Origin of the sequence: Myroides sp. LoEW2-1, from assembly GCF_009767705.1 — a bacterium.
Taxonomy (GTDB): Bacteria; Bacteroidota; Bacteroidia; order Flavobacteriales; family Flavobacteriaceae; genus Flavobacterium; species Flavobacterium album_A.
Genome location: NZ_WSPP01000060.1, coordinates 1 through 14,416 on the forward strand (window position 1 = coordinate 1; position 14,416 = coordinate 14,416).

16 protein-coding genes are annotated in these 14,416 nt (G+C 35.5%); 7 read left to right on the forward strand and 9 right to left on the reverse strand.

The window, feature by feature from the left end; translation table 11 throughout:
- Positions 1-225 (forward strand): hypothetical protein (locus tag GOQ24_RS04530; RefSeq protein ID WP_160339199.1); only part of this gene is annotated, 225 nt, incomplete at its 5' end.
- Positions 226-340: 115 nt separating this feature from the next.
- Here GOQ24_RS04530 and GOQ24_RS04535 read toward each other — a convergent pair.
- Together GOQ24_RS04535 and GOQ24_RS04540 are read right to left on the reverse strand one after the other, a co-directional pair.
- Positions 341-1,081 (reverse strand): hypothetical protein, encoded by a 741-nt coding sequence (locus GOQ24_RS04535; protein ID WP_155092281.1) that lies wholly within the window; start codon positions 1,079-1,081, stop codon positions 341-343.
- Between the two features lie 75 nt (positions 1,082-1,156).
- Positions 1,157-1,558, reverse strand: a complete 402-nt coding sequence (locus GOQ24_RS04540) for an acyl-CoA thioesterase (RefSeq protein WP_155092282.1) — start codon at positions 1,556-1,558, stop codon at positions 1,157-1,159.
- Positions 1,559-1,743: 185 nt separating this feature from the next.
- On the opposite strand from GOQ24_RS04540, the gene dnaA reads away from it, so the two are divergent.
- The 3 genes from dnaA to GOQ24_RS04555 all read left to right on the forward strand — a co-directional run bounded on the left by dnaA (position 1,744) and on the right by GOQ24_RS04555 (position 4,453).
- The gene (gene dnaA / locus GOQ24_RS04545) at positions 1,744-3,186 is read left to right on the forward strand and encodes a chromosomal replication initiator protein DnaA (protein WP_160339200.1); all 1,443 of its coding nucleotides are present in this window, start codon (positions 1,744-1,746) and stop codon (positions 3,184-3,186) included.
- Positions 3,186-3,644 carry a low molecular weight protein-tyrosine-phosphatase gene (locus GOQ24_RS04550; protein WP_160339201.1) on the forward strand — a complete coding sequence of 153 codons (459 nt, stop codon included), beginning with the start codon at positions 3,186-3,188 and terminating at the stop codon, positions 3,642-3,644. Before dnaA ends, GOQ24_RS04550 begins: the two co-directional genes overlap by 1 nt.
- Before the next feature lie 83 nt (positions 3,645-3,727).
- Positions 3,728-4,453: an SAM-dependent methyltransferase gene (locus tag GOQ24_RS04555; RefSeq protein WP_160339202.1), complete on the forward strand. Its 726-nt coding sequence runs from the start codon at positions 3,728-3,730 to the stop codon at positions 4,451-4,453.
- Between the two features lie 107 nt (positions 4,454-4,560).
- Here the strand turns inward: GOQ24_RS04555 and GOQ24_RS04560 are convergent, their stop codons facing one another.
- Positions 4,561-4,887 (reverse strand): DUF6787 family protein, encoded by a 327-nt coding sequence (locus tag GOQ24_RS04560; RefSeq protein WP_155092286.1) that lies wholly within the window; start codon positions 4,885-4,887, stop codon positions 4,561-4,563.
- Positions 4,888-5,260: 373 nt separating this feature from the next.
- Positions 5,261-6,286, reverse strand: coding sequence for a threonine aldolase family protein (locus GOQ24_RS04565; protein WP_160339203.1), 1,026 nt, complete (start codon positions 6,284-6,286; stop codon positions 5,261-5,263).
- A 46-nt stretch (positions 6,287-6,332) separates the two neighbouring features.
- Between GOQ24_RS04565 and prfB the strand changes: the two genes are divergently transcribed.
- Positions 6,333-7,431 (forward strand): peptide chain release factor 2 gene (gene prfB, locus GOQ24_RS04570; RefSeq protein ID WP_155092288.1). Its coding sequence is split into 2 segments (ribosomal slippage): positions 6,333-6,395 and positions 6,397-7,431, totalling 1,098 coding nucleotides; the frame shifts between segments, so codons are not numbered across the junction.
- 246 nt (positions 7,432-7,677) lie between these two features.
- Here prfB and GOQ24_RS04575 read toward each other — a convergent pair.
- Positions 7,678-8,775, reverse strand: a complete 1,098-nt coding sequence (locus tag GOQ24_RS04575; RefSeq protein WP_155092289.1) for an inorganic phosphate transporter — start codon at positions 8,773-8,775, stop codon at positions 7,678-7,680.
- Between the two features lie 18 nt (positions 8,776-8,793).
- Positions 8,794-9,438: a DUF47 domain-containing protein gene (locus GOQ24_RS04580; protein ID WP_155092290.1), complete on the reverse strand. Its 645-nt coding sequence runs from the start codon at positions 9,436-9,438 to the stop codon at positions 8,794-8,796.
- 177 nt (positions 9,439-9,615) lie between these two features.
- Here GOQ24_RS04580 and GOQ24_RS04585 point away from each other — a divergent pair, with 177 nt between their 5' ends.
- Positions 9,616-11,244 carry an acyl-CoA carboxylase subunit beta gene (locus GOQ24_RS04585; protein WP_160339204.1) on the forward strand — a complete coding sequence of 543 codons (1,629 nt, stop codon included), beginning with the start codon at positions 9,616-9,618 and terminating at the stop codon, positions 11,242-11,244.
- Positions 11,245-11,436: 192 nt separating this feature from the next.
- Here GOQ24_RS04585 and GOQ24_RS04590 read toward each other — a convergent pair whose 3' ends face one another.
- Complete coding sequence (locus GOQ24_RS04590) at positions 11,437-12,381, reverse strand: YeiH family protein (protein ID WP_155092292.1); 945 nt, start codon at positions 12,379-12,381, stop codon at positions 11,437-11,439.
- A gap of 69 nt (positions 12,382-12,450) precedes the next feature.
- The gene (locus tag GOQ24_RS04595) at positions 12,451-13,347 is read right to left on the reverse strand and encodes a LysR family transcriptional regulator (RefSeq protein ID WP_155092293.1); all 897 of its coding nucleotides are present in this window, start codon (positions 13,345-13,347) and stop codon (positions 12,451-12,453) included.
- A 128-nt stretch (positions 13,348-13,475) separates the two neighbouring features.
- On the opposite strand from GOQ24_RS04595, the gene GOQ24_RS04600 reads away from it, so the two are divergent.
- Positions 13,476-13,673 carry a heavy-metal-associated domain-containing protein gene (locus GOQ24_RS04600; protein ID WP_155092294.1) on the forward strand — a complete coding sequence of 66 codons (198 nt, stop codon included), beginning with the start codon at positions 13,476-13,478 and terminating at the stop codon, positions 13,671-13,673.
- 51 nt (positions 13,674-13,724) lie between these two features.
- On the opposite strand, the gene GOQ24_RS04605 is transcribed toward GOQ24_RS04600, so the two are convergent.
- Positions 13,725-14,351, reverse strand: coding sequence for a 2OG-Fe(II) oxygenase (locus GOQ24_RS04605; protein ID WP_160339205.1), 627 nt, complete (start codon positions 14,349-14,351; stop codon positions 13,725-13,727).
- Positions 14,352-14,416 lie beyond the last annotated feature (65 nt).

A 14,416-nucleotide genomic window follows, 5' to 3' on the forward strand; every position in this document is an offset into this window, starting at 1 on the left:
ATAATAGCTGTTCGATTAATTGAGAAAGATACTACAAATAAACCACATATAATACTAGTGAACTTCATATATGGATATATGGATTCCTCGATGGTTTTACCAGAAAATCAATTCCATGGTAGATCAACAAAAGACATTTCATCTTACAAAGCCTATGTTGATATCATCTATGAAAATGGTTATAGTGAAGCTATCTATATCGGAGAGCTTACTAAATACAATTAGTTAATATACAAAAACAAGATATATTTAATAAATAAGTATATAACTGCATTAAATGAAAAAAGCGGGAATTATGTAATAACTCCCGCTTGTCTAATATATAATAACAATATATCCTTTATGGTTTTAATCCTGTAAAGATTAAAAACTCATCATAGTATTGTGCTAAAAGCAATTGATATCCTTCTGAGCGATCAACTGGTATTTTTTGTATATCAGCTTGAGCAGCCAAGTAGTATAAGAATGCATCAACTTGTTCGGAAGGGATACTCAAATCTTTTGTCAAATCTTCTTTTGGATACTTCTCAACAAAATCCTTAACAATGATTTCTAAGCGTTCATATACAATAGCCTCTTTATCTTTTTTGCGTTGTCCTGAAAAAAGATTCACCAACGCATCCACGCTAATACCAAGTCCTCCAGTTGGGGTAGCACTTGTAAGGGTATTTCTACGTGAATAATTAGCCTCTGCTGGTGAGAGAATTTGTTCGTCAGACTTGCCAAAAAAGTCAGGACCAAAATCTTTTTTAATAATGATAATCTCCTCTAAATTTTGTCCTGGTTTAGCCAAAACAACATTCACCCTGCCTTTTTTAATATCTTGTTTCTCTACTACATAATCAGACGTTACACTAAACTTACTGGTAAAACGAAGCGTATCGCCCTTTTGAGCCGTAATCATATAATATCCTGTTTGGTCAACAACAGCTATTTCTTTACTACTTCTATTTTCAATTGTAACTGGTACACTTCTACCATCTAAAAGACGAGCGCGCCCATCAATCATTGCTTTCTTCTGAGCATAAGTAGAACTAACCATTAGTGTAGCTACAACAAGTAGCCATTTTCCTGATCTCATATCGTTTGTTTTTGTAAATATAACTAAATACTTCGTTTATTGCGAATGAAAAACAAATTAAAAAAACAGTAGTTTTTATAATAATTTTATTCGCTCACTTACATAATCAGGTGCAGCACAAGGACGACCGGTTTGCATATTGACAAACACTAAAACCGAGTTAGCCGTTGTTAATAACTCGCCATCTTGATTGTACAATTCGTAGTCAAATTCGATCTTCACCGCTGTAGCTTTTTTAAAGATTGTTCTAATTGTAAGATTATCATCATACTTAGCTCCTTTTTTGTAATTCATTGACAAACTAACCACAGGAAGCATCACTCCAAGCTCCTCCATTTTCCTGTAAGAAACTCCCAAGTTCCGAAGCCACTCAACTCGCCCAATTTCAAAATATTGCGCGTAATTTCCATGGTAAACAACACCCATTTTATCAGTCTCAGCGTAGCGTACACGCACGTTTGTATCAAATATTTTCATATATCAATTAGATTGCTTGTTTATTTATTTATTTTAAGTACTTACCAATTTTTTTTGGTTTTTACAATGCCTAAAAAGTTTTTTTATCCCAAAAATTGTTCACATATTTGTCATCGAAATCAAATGCGATTTCTACCCCCATAAATCACTCAAAAATAGTAACTGTTTTTTAATTCTAACCAAAAATGCGTGAATATACAAACATGACAGCTGAATCTGTATGGAACAATTGTCTGGAATTCATAAAGGATAATATTCAAGACCAAGCTTTTACAACTTGGTTTATGCCTATTAAGGCAATTGAATTGACCAAAGAAAATTCTTTGTGTATTCAAGTACCAAGTAAATTCTTTTATGAGTGGTTAGAAGAGCACTATGTAAAAATTCTTAAAGTAGCACTGACTAAGCAATTAGGACCAGATGCGAAATTACTATACAAGATTCAAATGGAATCTACAAAAAGTAATAAAAAGCCTTTTACAGAACAATTACCAAGTGCTCAAAGAAGTCCACTTAAGCCACAAGAATTAGACGTACCAATTCAAAACAAAAACCCTGAACTAAAGAATCCTTTTGTTATACCTGGTATTCGCAATGTTAAAATTGAATCTCAGTTAAATTCAAACTATTCTTTTGATAATTTCTTAGAGGGGGACTCTAACCGTTTGGCGCGCTCAGCTGGTTTAGCTGTTGCTAACAAACCGGGAGGAACTTCATTTAACCCATTGTTGATATTCGGAGGTGTTGGTCTTGGTAAAACACACTTAGCACAAGCTATTGGTGTTGAAATCAAGGAACTTTATCCTGACAAAACTGTTTTGTATATTTCAGCAGAAATATTCACTCAACAATTTGTTGACTCTATCAAGAAAAACACAAGAAATGACTTCATCTACTTTTATCAATTAATTGATGTTTTAATTGTCGATGATATCCAATTCTTATCTGGAAAAACTGGTACTCAAGAAGTATTCTTCCACATCTTTAACTATTTACACCAAAATGGAAAACAGGTTATTATCACTTCTGATAAAGCTCCTGTAGAGATGCAAGATATAGAACAACGTTTATTATCTCGTTTTAAATGGGGATTATCTGCAGAGATATCACACCCTGATTTTGAGACAAGAGTAAAAATTGTTGAAGGTATCCTATTCAGAGATGGTGTAGAAATGCCTCAAGAAATCATTGAATACGTTGCACAAAACGTATCAACAAATATTCGTGAATTAGAGGGAGCTATTATTTCTTTAATTGCTCAATCGTCTTTCATCAAACGCGAAGTAACTCTTGATCTTGCTCGTTCAGTGGTTGAGAAATTCGTTAAAAATGTCAAACGAGAGATATCAATTGACTTTATTCAAACAGTTGTATCTTCTTATTTTGAAATCGATACTGAGACACTTAGATCTAAAACGCGAAAAAGAAATATTGCTCAAGCTAGACAATTAGCGATGTATTTTGCAAAAAAATATACAAAAGCTTCTTTAGCGAGTATAGGTTCTCAAATTGGTGGTCGTGATCACGCTACAGTATTACACGCTTGTAAGACAATAGACAACCTAATTGAAACAGATAAAGAATTCAAAAAATACCACGACGATATCAACTTGAAATTCAATATGTAATGAAGGCAAAGATCTTGATGGTTTGTTTGGGTAATATATGCCGCTCACCTTTAGCAGAAGCAATACTACAATCAAAACTTCCTAAGCAAGATTTCTTAGTAGACTCTGCCGGTACAGGCGCTTGGCATGTAGGACAATTACCAGACCCAAGATCAATTGAAGTCGCACAGAATTACAATATTGATTTAACAAATCAAAGAGCACGTCAGTTTACAGTTGAAGATTTTGATACTTTTGACCGCATATATGTAATGGATCAATCTAACTTTGACAATGTAATTGAACTAGCTCCAAATGACCAGGCTAAAGCAAAGGTCAAATTGATTTTAAACGAGCTTAATCCAGGTAAAGACCAAGAAGTTCCAGATCCTTATTTTGGAGGACCAGGAGGTTTTTACAACGTATTTAGAATGCTAAATGAAACTTGTGAAGTAATTGCCAAAGATTTAAGATCTTAGATATATAGAGAAAAGGAAGAAAGTAATTTTCTTCCTTTTTTTTTATTCATACCTTTGGCAATTCAAAAGACTTCAAATCACCAATGGATAATAATACAAACTTCGGTACACTATATTTAATACCGATTACATTAGGAGAAACCACTAACCCCTTAGATGTTTTACCGCAAACTGTAAAAAGAGCAATCGAGATGCTCGATATCTTTATTGTAGAAAACGAAAAAACTGCAAGGCGCTTTATCAAGAGTATTTGCCCTGAAAAAAAGCAATCTGAATTAATCTTATTCCCACTGAACAAACACACAGAGATTAGCCAGTACAAAGACTATATCAAACCTTTGTTAGAAGGCAAAAGCATTGGAGTTATGAGCGAGGCGGGTTGTCCTGGAGTTGCTGATCCAGGAGCAGTCATTGTTGATTTAGCACATAAGAAGAATATTAAAGTCACTCCACTGGTAGGACCTTCATCTATTCTATTATCGGTTATGGCTTCTGGAATGAATGGACAAAGCTTTGCATTTAATGGCTATCTCCCAATTGACAAATCAGAAAAGAAAAGCGCATTGAAAAACTTAGAGAAAATCTCTTTAGAGAGAAATCAATCTCAATTGTTTATTGAAACGCCATATAGAAACAATCAGCTATTACAGGACATGTGTCAAATACTAAACCCAAACACGCTGATATGTGTTGCTTGTGACATCACACTTGAAACTGAATTTATACAAACCAAACCAGTTTCACTTTGGAAAAAAACAAAAGTGGATTTACACAAACGACCATGTATTTTTATCATCCACAAGAATTAATTATACCCAACTACCCCAATCAATTAGAAGATATCACATAATTACACCATAGTAAAAGAGCTCGATAAATCGAGCTCTTTTACTATATGATTAATAAATATTGTTTCTTATTTTTCTTTTTCTTGTTTCTCTTTCGGAAGCAAAAATCCAAGGCGCATTCCCCTTAGCATTTTCTTGACAAAGTTCCAAAAGAAAGTGTGCTGACCAAAAATAGTACCTATAGTAACAAGAAGAACTTTATATACAGGCATAATGATGATGATATACAAAATCCAATATGGTATCGGATGCATTACCCCACGTTCTATACCTAAAAAAGCTAAGATTGGCTTGGATACAATTGCAGCTGTAGACCCAGTAATAGCAAAAACAATAAAAACAATGACTAACTGAAAATTAGAAGTTAGTCCCCAACGCTTTTTTAACTTTTCCATTATTTAATTTAAATCTAAACAAAATTAAACTTTTTAAACTGAGTAAAAAACTTAAACACCACTTTTATACTTTTATTATAAATTAGCCTTATAACCAATTCTATTTTTTGACAAAAGACATCAAAACAAAGACCTTGCTTGCCAATATCACCCCTGTATTATCTTCGCGTAAAACAACAATCACTCCCTAAAAAGTAGTGAAGGTAAACGCGGAATTATAAACGCACATCTTCACTTTTTAAAACAAGGAATGTCCCTTGCCCCGTTTGTTGAGATTCCACTAAATGTTTGCAAACAGCAAATTACCCATATAAGCGAAATCAAAACTCTTAAATACACGCACAAAAAAAGCCATCAATGTGATGGCTTTTGTTTATATTTCTAACTGTTGTAGTGCTTCTGTTACATACTCGTGCATTACCTCCCTGTAATCCAAATGCGTTACAATGCGAAGCCAACCACCTCCCATTTCACTAATGGCAATGTTCTTTTGTTTTAGTTTATCAAAAAACTTCTTCACATCCTCTTTTCTATGCAAGCGAAACACAACGATATTTGTTTGCACTGGCAATACCTCAGCTACCCAAGCTTTTTTATTCAAAAGTACCTCTATTTGTCTCGCTCTAAGGTGATCACTTTGCAATCTACTGACATTATTCTTTAAAGCATATAATGCAGCAGCAGCTAAATACCCAGTTTGGCGCATACCACCCCCCATGAGTTTACGCAATCTAATAGCCTTTTGAATAGACTCTTTACTACCAATTAAAGCAGATCCCACAGGAGCGCCCAATCCCTTAGAAAAACAAACCGATATAGTATCAAACAATTTACCAAAATGTGTTGGGTGTTGGGCTTTAGCTACCAAGGCATTCCACAATCGGGCACCATCCAAATGCAATTTCATTCCCTTCTCATCACATACTCGGCGTATTTTTTCAATCTCTGGTAGCTCATAACATGCCCCACCACCTTTATTAGTGGTATTCTCAAGACAAACAAGTGTAGAGATTGGATAATGAAAATTAGACGCATCTGTATACATTTCTAAAACTTGATCTGCCGTAATACGACCTCTATCTCCGTCAATAACCCCGCAGGTAACCCCACTGTGAAAAGCAGGTCCTCCCGCTTCAAATTGATTAATATGTGAAGTACGCTCACAAATAAGCTGATCTCCAGGCTGAGTATGCAATTTTATGGCTACTTGATTAGCCATGGTTCCCGAAGGAAAAAAAAGAGCCGCCTCCATACCAAAGAGCTCTGCTACAGCAAGTTCTAATTCATTTGTACTTCCATCTTGTTTATATACATCATCCCCTACCCTTGCCTTAAGCATATAATTCAACATCTCAGGAGTAGGCTTTGTTATTGTGTCACTAGTTAAATTAATTTCCATATATAGTTTGGAATAAGTATTTTTGTGCATAAAAGTATTAAAAATTATGGTAACTACAGAACAACAGAAGGACATTATTGATCGCCTTGGTGCGTTAAGGAGGTATCTTTGACATCGATAAGAAGTTAATCGAGATCACTAATGAAGAAGAAAAAACCTTTGCACCAGACTTTTGGAACAATCCAAAACAGGCAGAAGTAATCGTAAAAAACCTAAAATCTAAAAAGAAATGGGTGGAAGGTTACGAGAGTGCAAAAAGCGCAATTGAAGAATTGCAGATACTTTTGGAGTTCTACTCTGAAGGCGAGGCTACACAAGAGGATGTAGAGAGTCAATACCAAAGTGCTCTAACTATTATCGAAGAGTTAGAATTCAAAAACATGCTTTCTGACGAAGGAGATAACATGAGCGCTGTATTGCAGATTACTGCAGGTGCTGGTGGAACAGAGAGTTGCGATTGGGCCTCTATGCTCATGCGTATGTACATCATGTGGGGAGAGAAAAACGGCCTAAAAATCAAAGAACTCAACTACCAAGAAGGTGAGGTTGCTGGAGTAAAAACAGTTACTTTAGAATTTGATGGTGAATTTGCCTTTGGTTATTTAAAAGGAGAAAACGGTGTGCATCGACTTGTTCGTATCTCACCTTTTGACAGTAATGCCAAAAGACACACCTCGTTTGTCTCTGTCTACGTTTACCCCTTAGCGGATGATACGATTGAAATTGAGATCAGTCCAGCGGATATTTCATGGGAAACAATGCGTTCGAGTGGTGCTGGAGGGCAAAATGTAAACAAGGTAGAAACAGCAGTTCGACTGCGTCACCACCCTACTGGAATTATCATTGAAAACTCGGAAACTCGTTCTCAATTGGACAACAAAACAAAAGCGATGCAATTATTAAAGTCGCAATTGTATGAAATCGAGCTCAAGAAAAAACAAGCCATGCGAGATGAAATCGAGGCTAACAAGAAAAAAATTGAGTGGGGATCTCAAATTAGAAACTATGTAATGCACCCATACAAACTTGTAAAAGATGTGCGTACAGGCAAAGAGTCTACAGATGTAGATGATGTAATGGATGGTGGAATTGACCAGTTTTTAAAAGCCTATCTAATGATGATGGGACAAAAAGATGAGGATTAAGACACACAAATAAAGAAAGACTGCTTTAAAGCAGTCTTTCTTTATTTACCAACATTGCTTTTTTTAAATCTCCCCTGAAAAGATCTACCTCAAATAAACCCAAACAAAACCTTCTTAGCGATTATTTCCATAGAAAGACAAGCTAATCGCTCAACTACAAGAAAGCCTCTTAAAACTCTTTAATAGCAATAAAAAAAGGAAAGCACTATGTACTTTCCTTTCTATGATTATAAATAAATTGTCTTTTTAGATAAACAGGGATACAAGATAGTAAACCACCATAGCGATTATCGCAGATACAGGAATAGTTAAAATCCATGCCCATAAAAGATTAATAGTCACCCCCCATCTTACAGCAGATACACGCTTAGTGATACCTACCCCGATGATAGAACCTGTAATAGTATGAGTAGTAGATACAGGAATTCCCAAGTGCTCTGTTACATACAAAGCCACAGCTCCAGCTGTCTCAGCAGCAACTCCTTCCAATGGAGTTACTTTGGTAATCTTTGACCCCATTGTTTTAACAATCTTCCATCCTCCCGATAAAGTACCTAAACCGATGAAAATGAATGATGCCAAAGGCACCCACCACCAATGCTCTACAAACACAGAGAAAGTATTTACACCTTCTACAGTATATGCCGGGTCCATATCGATATTAATGTGATAGTAAATTACCGCCGCCCCGATAATACCCATTACCTTTTGAGCGTCATTTCCACCATGTCCTAAAGAGAACAACGCAGAAGACACCAACTGCAAACGCTTAAACCACACTTCGCACTTGTGGTGATTCATCTTGCGGCAAATCCACAAAATAGCCACTGTGATAAAGTATGCTAAAAACATCCCTAAGAAAGGGGCTCCAAAGATAAAAAGGAAAATAGGAACAACTTTTTCATATACAATAACATCCACTCCTCCTGGCGCAAATCCACCAGCGTGAGCTACAGCTGCCCCAATAAATCCACCAATTAATGTATGTGAAGACGAAGATGGAATACCCAACTTCCAAGTAATTAAATTCCAAATAATTGCCGCAACCAATCCCGATAAAATTACCTCCAAAGTAATAAAGTCAATATTGACTGATTTGGCGATTGTATTACCAATTTTAAATTCTCCAATAATATACAAAGAGATAAAATAGGCGACAAAGTTAAATGCAGCTGCCCACAAAACTGCTTGAAACGGAGTTAGTACTCTCGTAGTTACAATAGTGGCAATAGAATTGGCAGCATCGTGAAATCCGTTAATATAATCAAAACCAAGAGCTAATATGATAATAACAATCAGCATTATACCAGCTTGATTACTTAACATTTCTGTTATAAACTCCATAAGTATAAACCTTAGTTATTAAGCATATTTTACTGTAATAGTCTCCAATACGTTAGCTACGTCTCTACAACTATCAGTAGCAGATTCAAGAGCCATCATGACCTCTTTATACTTAATTATTTCTATTGCATTACTTTCATTCTCAAAAATATCAGCTACAGCTTTGTCAAATACCTTATCTGCTTTTCGCTCTAATCGAGAAATATTCTTACAAACCTCAGCCAATGCAGTTAAATTCTTCATGTCTTTCAGTTCTAATAACCCACGTGAGACTTCACTACAAGCCTCTAAATTAGCTTCTGTCAACTTTCGAAGCGGTTTAGTTACCTTGTCTATTTGGTACAATCGCATACGAGAAGCAGCATCAGATAGATTATCTGCAATAGCGTCAACAGCAGTTATAAGGTTGTGGATATCTTCTCTGTCAAAAGGAGTAATGAAGTTTTTTCCCAATTCAACACGAGTAGTTTGGGCAATAGCCTCAATATCTTGTTTTAGGACTTCTACATCTTTAAGTAATTTATCTCTTTCTTTTGCTGGAGCATTTACTGCTTCATGCAAGGTTTTTGAAAGTGTCTTAATCTTACTTGCTGCCTTTTCAAATAATGGATAAAAAGTTTTATCCTTAGGCACTAAAAACTGAAAAATACTATTTAATGACATTGTAAATAAAATGTGTAAATAAAACGAGACAAAATTACACTAATAAAACCATACAATGATACGCTAATTGCGTTTTTTTTAAAATAATCAATTCTCACAGCTCTTGTTTTATATCATTCTAATTTTTGTATTTTAGCGAAAACGATTACACAGAACAACAGAAATAACCAAACTACTATGGATATAAACTTCAATAAAAACGAAGACCACAACAAGCTTTTACTTTCTGACTTAAAGAGAAAACTTGTCAAAGTTAAACTTGGTGGTGGAGAAAAGAGAATTGCCAAATTACACGAGCAAGGTAAATTAACAGCAAGAGAAAGAATTGATTACTTATTAGACAAAGGTGCAAAGAGTATAGAGATCGGTGCATTTGTAGGGGATCAAATGTATGAAGAACACGGTGGTTGTCCATCGGGAGGTGTTGTTGTTAAAATAGGATATATAAAAGGAAAACAATGTATCGTAGTGGCTAATGACGCTACGGTTAAAGCAGGAGCTTGGTTCCCTATTACAGGTAAAAAGAACTTAAGAGCCCAAGAAATTGCCATTGAAAACAAGCTGCCTATCATTTATTTGGTAGATAGCGCAGGTGTTTACTTGCCTTTGCAAGATGAAATTTTCCCTGACAAAGAACACTTCGGACGTATATTTAGAAACAATGCTGTGATGAGCAGTATGGGTATTACCCAAATTGCAGCAGTCATGGGAAGCTGTGTTGCAGGTGGCGCTTATTTACCGATTATGAGTGATGAGGCGCTAATTGTAGACAAAACAGGCAGTATTTTCCTTGCAGGTAGCTATTTAGTAAAAGCTGCAATTGGTGAGAGTATAGATAACGAAACACTTGGTGGTGCAACAACACACTGTGAAATATCAGGTGTAACTGACTACAAGGCCAAAGACGACAAAGATGCTCTTGATACTATTAAGAACATCGTAGATAAAATAGGTGATTTTGACAAAGCTGGTTACAATAGAGTTAAACCAGCAAAACCAAGTTTACCGCAAGAAGACATTTATGGTATACTACCAAAGGCACGTTCGGAACAGTATGATATGCTGGAGATCATCAAACGCCTTGTAGACAACTCTGAATTTGAACAGTATAAAGAAGGATACGGACAGACAATCATTACTGGGTATGCACGTATTGATGGTTGGGCTGTAGGAATTGTAGCTAATCAGCGCAAAGTAGTAAAAACTAAAAAAGGCGAAATGCAATTCGGTGGAGTGATATACTCTGATTCAGCAGACAAAGCAACGCGTTTTATAGCCAACTGTAATCAAAAGAAAATACCATTAGTCTTCTTACAAGACGTTACTGGATTTATGGTAGGATCTAAATCAGAGCACGGAGGAATTATCAAAGATGGAGCAAAAATGGTTAATGCCGTTGCCAATTCAGTAGTTCCAAAATTCACCGTTGTAGTAGGAAACTCTTATGGAGCTGGAAACTATGCCATGTGTGGAAAAGCTTATGATCCAAGACTTATCTTTGCATGGCCAAGTGCAGAACTTGCCGTAATGGGAGGTGCACAAGCAGCTAAAGTTTTACTACAAATCGAAGCTTCTTCCCTAAAAGCCAAAGGAGAAGAACTTACTGCTGCACAAGAAGAAGAATTGTTCAATAAAATAAAAGCTAAATACGACAATCAAGTATCTCCCTATTATGCAGCTGCAAGATTGTGGACAGATGCTATTATCGATCCTTTAGATACCAGAACATGGATATCTATGGGAATTGAAGCAGCTAATCACGCACCAATTGAAAAACCCTTTAACCTTGGCGTGATTCAAGTATAATTACAAAACAAACAAAAAAGCCTTTAAGATGTCTTAAAGGCTTTTTTGTTTTGTATTTTAGTTTGCTTGTTTCAATTAGTTTACTACTGGGAGTATCAATCTTTACTCTTGGTGATATTTTACTTGACTAGTATCCACAACTGTGTTGTATTGTGATTTAAACACAATTAAATTATTTCTCTATAAAACACCTTAATTCACATAAAGGATATACAACAAAGAAGTAACAGAGATAAATATCCAAAGCCCTACTCCTTCTAACAGGGGTTTAACTCCGACAGATTTAACCGTGCGGTAAGATAAAGAAGTACCTATTAAAAATAAAGTTAAGGTTAAAGCTTTTTTGGAAATTTCAACAATATAAGGACCTATAGTCTGTACAAAGGGAATATATGAATTAGCAAGCATGGCTAAAACGAATAAACCGATAAAATAAGGCAACTTAACCTTACCCCCCTTATTGTTAAACAAAACTGTTGACAAGAACGCTACGGGAATAACCCATAAAGCACGCGCTAATTTTACAGTCGTAGCCACTTCTAAAGCCTGGTCACCATACTTTGCAGCCGCGCCTACTACCGAACTAGTATCGTGAATGGCAATAGCTGACCAAAGTCCAAAGTCAACTTGACTAAGTCCTAATGCATGACCTATCGGAGGAAATATAATCAAGGCCAAAGAATTTAAAATAAAGACAATCCCCAAAGCCACAGATATTTGTTTCTCATCAGCCTTTATCACAGGAGAGACTGCAGCGATCGCACTACCTCCACAGATAGCCGTACCCGATGAAATAAGGTAAGAAATCTTCTTATCTATTTTAAGGGCTTTACCAAGGATAAAACCTAAAACAAGGGTTAGAAATATAGAGAAGATCGTCAAGATAAACCCATCTTTACCCGCAGAAATAGCACTGTAAACATTCATACCAAATCCCAGACCAACAACCGCTACTTTTAATAAAAGTCCAGTTGCTTTCTTTGTTTGGCTATTATACGGATTTTCGAATATCTGCGCGTAGATAATTCCCAATACCAAAGCAGTTGCTGAGGATATAAAAGGGAAAAAACTCAAAAGAGCTAAACCGATTAAAACAATCTTTGCAAGATTAGTTCCACTATTGTTGTTTGTTGACATTATTATCTGATTTTACTTTGCAAATTTCCTACAGTAAACTCAAATAAGTAAATACATAATTGTTATACTCTATAACTTTAAGTTATACGATTGTGCAAAACGAATAAATAATTCAACCAAAGCACTCTCCTGCCCTTGACGTTGAATAACACTAAAATAGCGGTGAATATCCAATCCATTAATATCTACCACGATCAACTCGTTGTATTTAAGCTCTTTTAAAATGGCGTGAATAGACAAAAAAGCAAAGCTATTAGAGTGCATTAAATACATCTTAATACTCTCTGTGCTTGAAAAACTCATATCGCTTTTTAAATCATGGACAGAAATTCCAACCTTATTAAGGTTACTCTCAATCACATCAAGAGTTCCAGAACCACTCTCGCGAAGTAAAAAAGTAAAATTCTTCAAATCACTTGGCGATACAACACCACTTTTAACAAAGGGATTATTTGCTTTACACACCAGTACGATCTCATCTTTGATAAAGTCAATATACTTAATCTGCGGATTCTTACTGTTGCCTTCAACCATTCCCACATCGATTTGCTTATTCAACAAAGCGTTTTCGATAGCAAAAGTATTGTCCGATACAACGTCTATGTGTATATCACCCACTTTCTCTCTAAAGGCAGCTAACATTGGCGGCAAAACGTACTGAGAGATAGTAGTACTGGCTCCCAGGCGAAGACTTCCATCCATCTTGGCATTTAAAGCGTGCATATCAAACTCTAAATTTCGATAAGTAGAGAAAATATCTTCGGCATAGCCACACAGCAATTCACCTGATTCAGTAAGCGCTATCTTCATGCCATTTCTCACAAATAACTTTGTCTTATAATACGACTCTATCTCTTGTATATGCTTTGTTACAGCTGGTTGCGAAATCAACAATACCTTAGCAGCCTTGGTAAAGCTGTTTTTCTTTGCTACCGTATAAAAAACCTTTAAGCGAAAATCAAACATAGTACTCTAAGTATAAGTGAAAATAGTTTAAACCAACAAATTAGACAATTAATCCCACGAATTATATAACATAATCTACTAAGGTAGCTCTAACTTTGTAATACAAAAATAAACTAACAACTTAAGTTATGACAACAAAATATAAAATAAAAGGTATAGGATGTCAAGGGTGCATCGATTCAATAGAAAAACTAGTAGCTGATCACCCAGAATTGGAAGCAAAAGTAACTTTATCTGACCATTCCATAGAAGTTAAAAAAGACAGTATAGATAAGGTTGCTTTAAATGAAATAATCTCCAAAACGGGGCATTATTCATTAGAGTAGACAAAAGGAATGTCGAAATAAAAAGAGCTGTTCATTGGACAGCTCTTTTTGTTATCTTGTCTTTAACCAACCCGTAATGCTATATCGCGTATGGTTAACCATCTTCACCTCGTGTTCTAACGCTTTGCTATCAAAGATAACCAATCGCCCAGGCAATGCATGGATAATCTCCTGTTTCTCATTTGCATCTTCATCTTGAAGATAAATAGCAAGCTCACCACCCCAACTCGGATTCCAATGTTCATCGTTTAAGTATAACACCATCGATAAGGTGCGTCTGGTATCACTGTGAAAAATATCCAAGTGTCGCTTGTAAAATGTACCAGGAGGATAACACGCATAGTGAAACTCTCCCCCTTGTAAACCTAAATAACAAGTGCGATTAACATATAAGATAAAGTCATTTACTTTATCAAAATACATTTTCTCTACTTCATCAGGCTCTGTCTGATCTAACCACAAAATAGAATCACCTCGTATTTCTTCAACGATTTGTTCATTTTCGTTATTCCCAATAGCTGCTTTTTTGAAACTGCTTAATTCTCGTTTAAGTTTCAAGTTTGCTCGGAACAGTTCTATTTCCTGTGCAGTAAAAAAAGCGTCTACTACAGAGTATTTACGATTCATCAAATCGTCTATTATTAACTCATAAAATGGATTAACCTCAAAATCACTCATATATTACTGAATAAAACTTACGCAAATATAATTTACAGAACAAAAAAAACAATACACTATATTAC

Excerpts from the sequence above, each read along its gene's own strand:
- GOQ24_RS04535 (WP_155092281.1), bottom strand. The coding sequence starts at position 1,081 with ATGAGATCAGGAAAATGGCTACTTGTTGTAGCTACACTAATGGTTAGT.
- GOQ24_RS04540 (WP_155092282.1), bottom strand. The coding sequence starts at position 1,558 with ATGAAAATATTTGATACAAACGTGCGTGTACGCTACGCTGAGACTGAT.
- dnaA (WP_160339200.1), top strand. The coding sequence starts at position 1,744 with ATGCGTGAATATACAAACATGACAGCTGAATCTGTATGGAACAATTGT.
- GOQ24_RS04550 (WP_160339201.1), top strand. The coding sequence starts at position 3,186 with ATGAAGGCAAAGATCTTGATGGTTTGTTTGGGTAATATATGCCGCTCA.
- GOQ24_RS04555 (WP_160339202.1), top strand. The coding sequence starts at position 3,728 with ATGGATAATAATACAAACTTCGGTACACTATATTTAATACCGATTACA.
- GOQ24_RS04560 (WP_155092286.1), bottom strand. The coding sequence starts at position 4,887 with ATGGAAAAGTTAAAAAAGCGTTGGGGACTAACTTCTAATTTTCAGTTA.
- GOQ24_RS04565 (WP_160339203.1), bottom strand. The coding sequence starts at position 6,286 with ATGGAAATTAATTTAACTAGTGACACAATAACAAAGCCTACTCCTGAG.
- GOQ24_RS04575 (WP_155092289.1), bottom strand. The coding sequence starts at position 8,775 with ATGGAGTTTATAACAGAAATGTTAAGTAATCAAGCTGGTATAATGCTG.
- GOQ24_RS04580 (WP_155092290.1), bottom strand. The coding sequence starts at position 9,438 with ATGTCATTAAATAGTATTTTTCAGTTTTTAGTGCCTAAGGATAAAACT.
- GOQ24_RS04585 (WP_160339204.1), top strand. The coding sequence starts at position 9,616 with ATGGATATAAACTTCAATAAAAACGAAGACCACAACAAGCTTTTACTT.
- GOQ24_RS04590 (WP_155092292.1), bottom strand. The coding sequence starts at position 12,381 with ATGTCAACAAACAACAATAGTGGAACTAATCTTGCAAAGATTGTTTTA.
- GOQ24_RS04595 (WP_155092293.1), bottom strand. The coding sequence starts at position 13,347 with ATGTTTGATTTTCGCTTAAAGGTTTTTTATACGGTAGCAAAGAAAAAC.
- GOQ24_RS04600 (WP_155092294.1), top strand. The coding sequence starts at position 13,476 with ATGACAACAAAATATAAAATAAAAGGTATAGGATGTCAAGGGTGCATC.
- GOQ24_RS04605 (WP_160339205.1), bottom strand. The coding sequence starts at position 14,351 with ATGAGTGATTTTGAGGTTAATCCATTTTATGAGTTAATAATAGACGAT.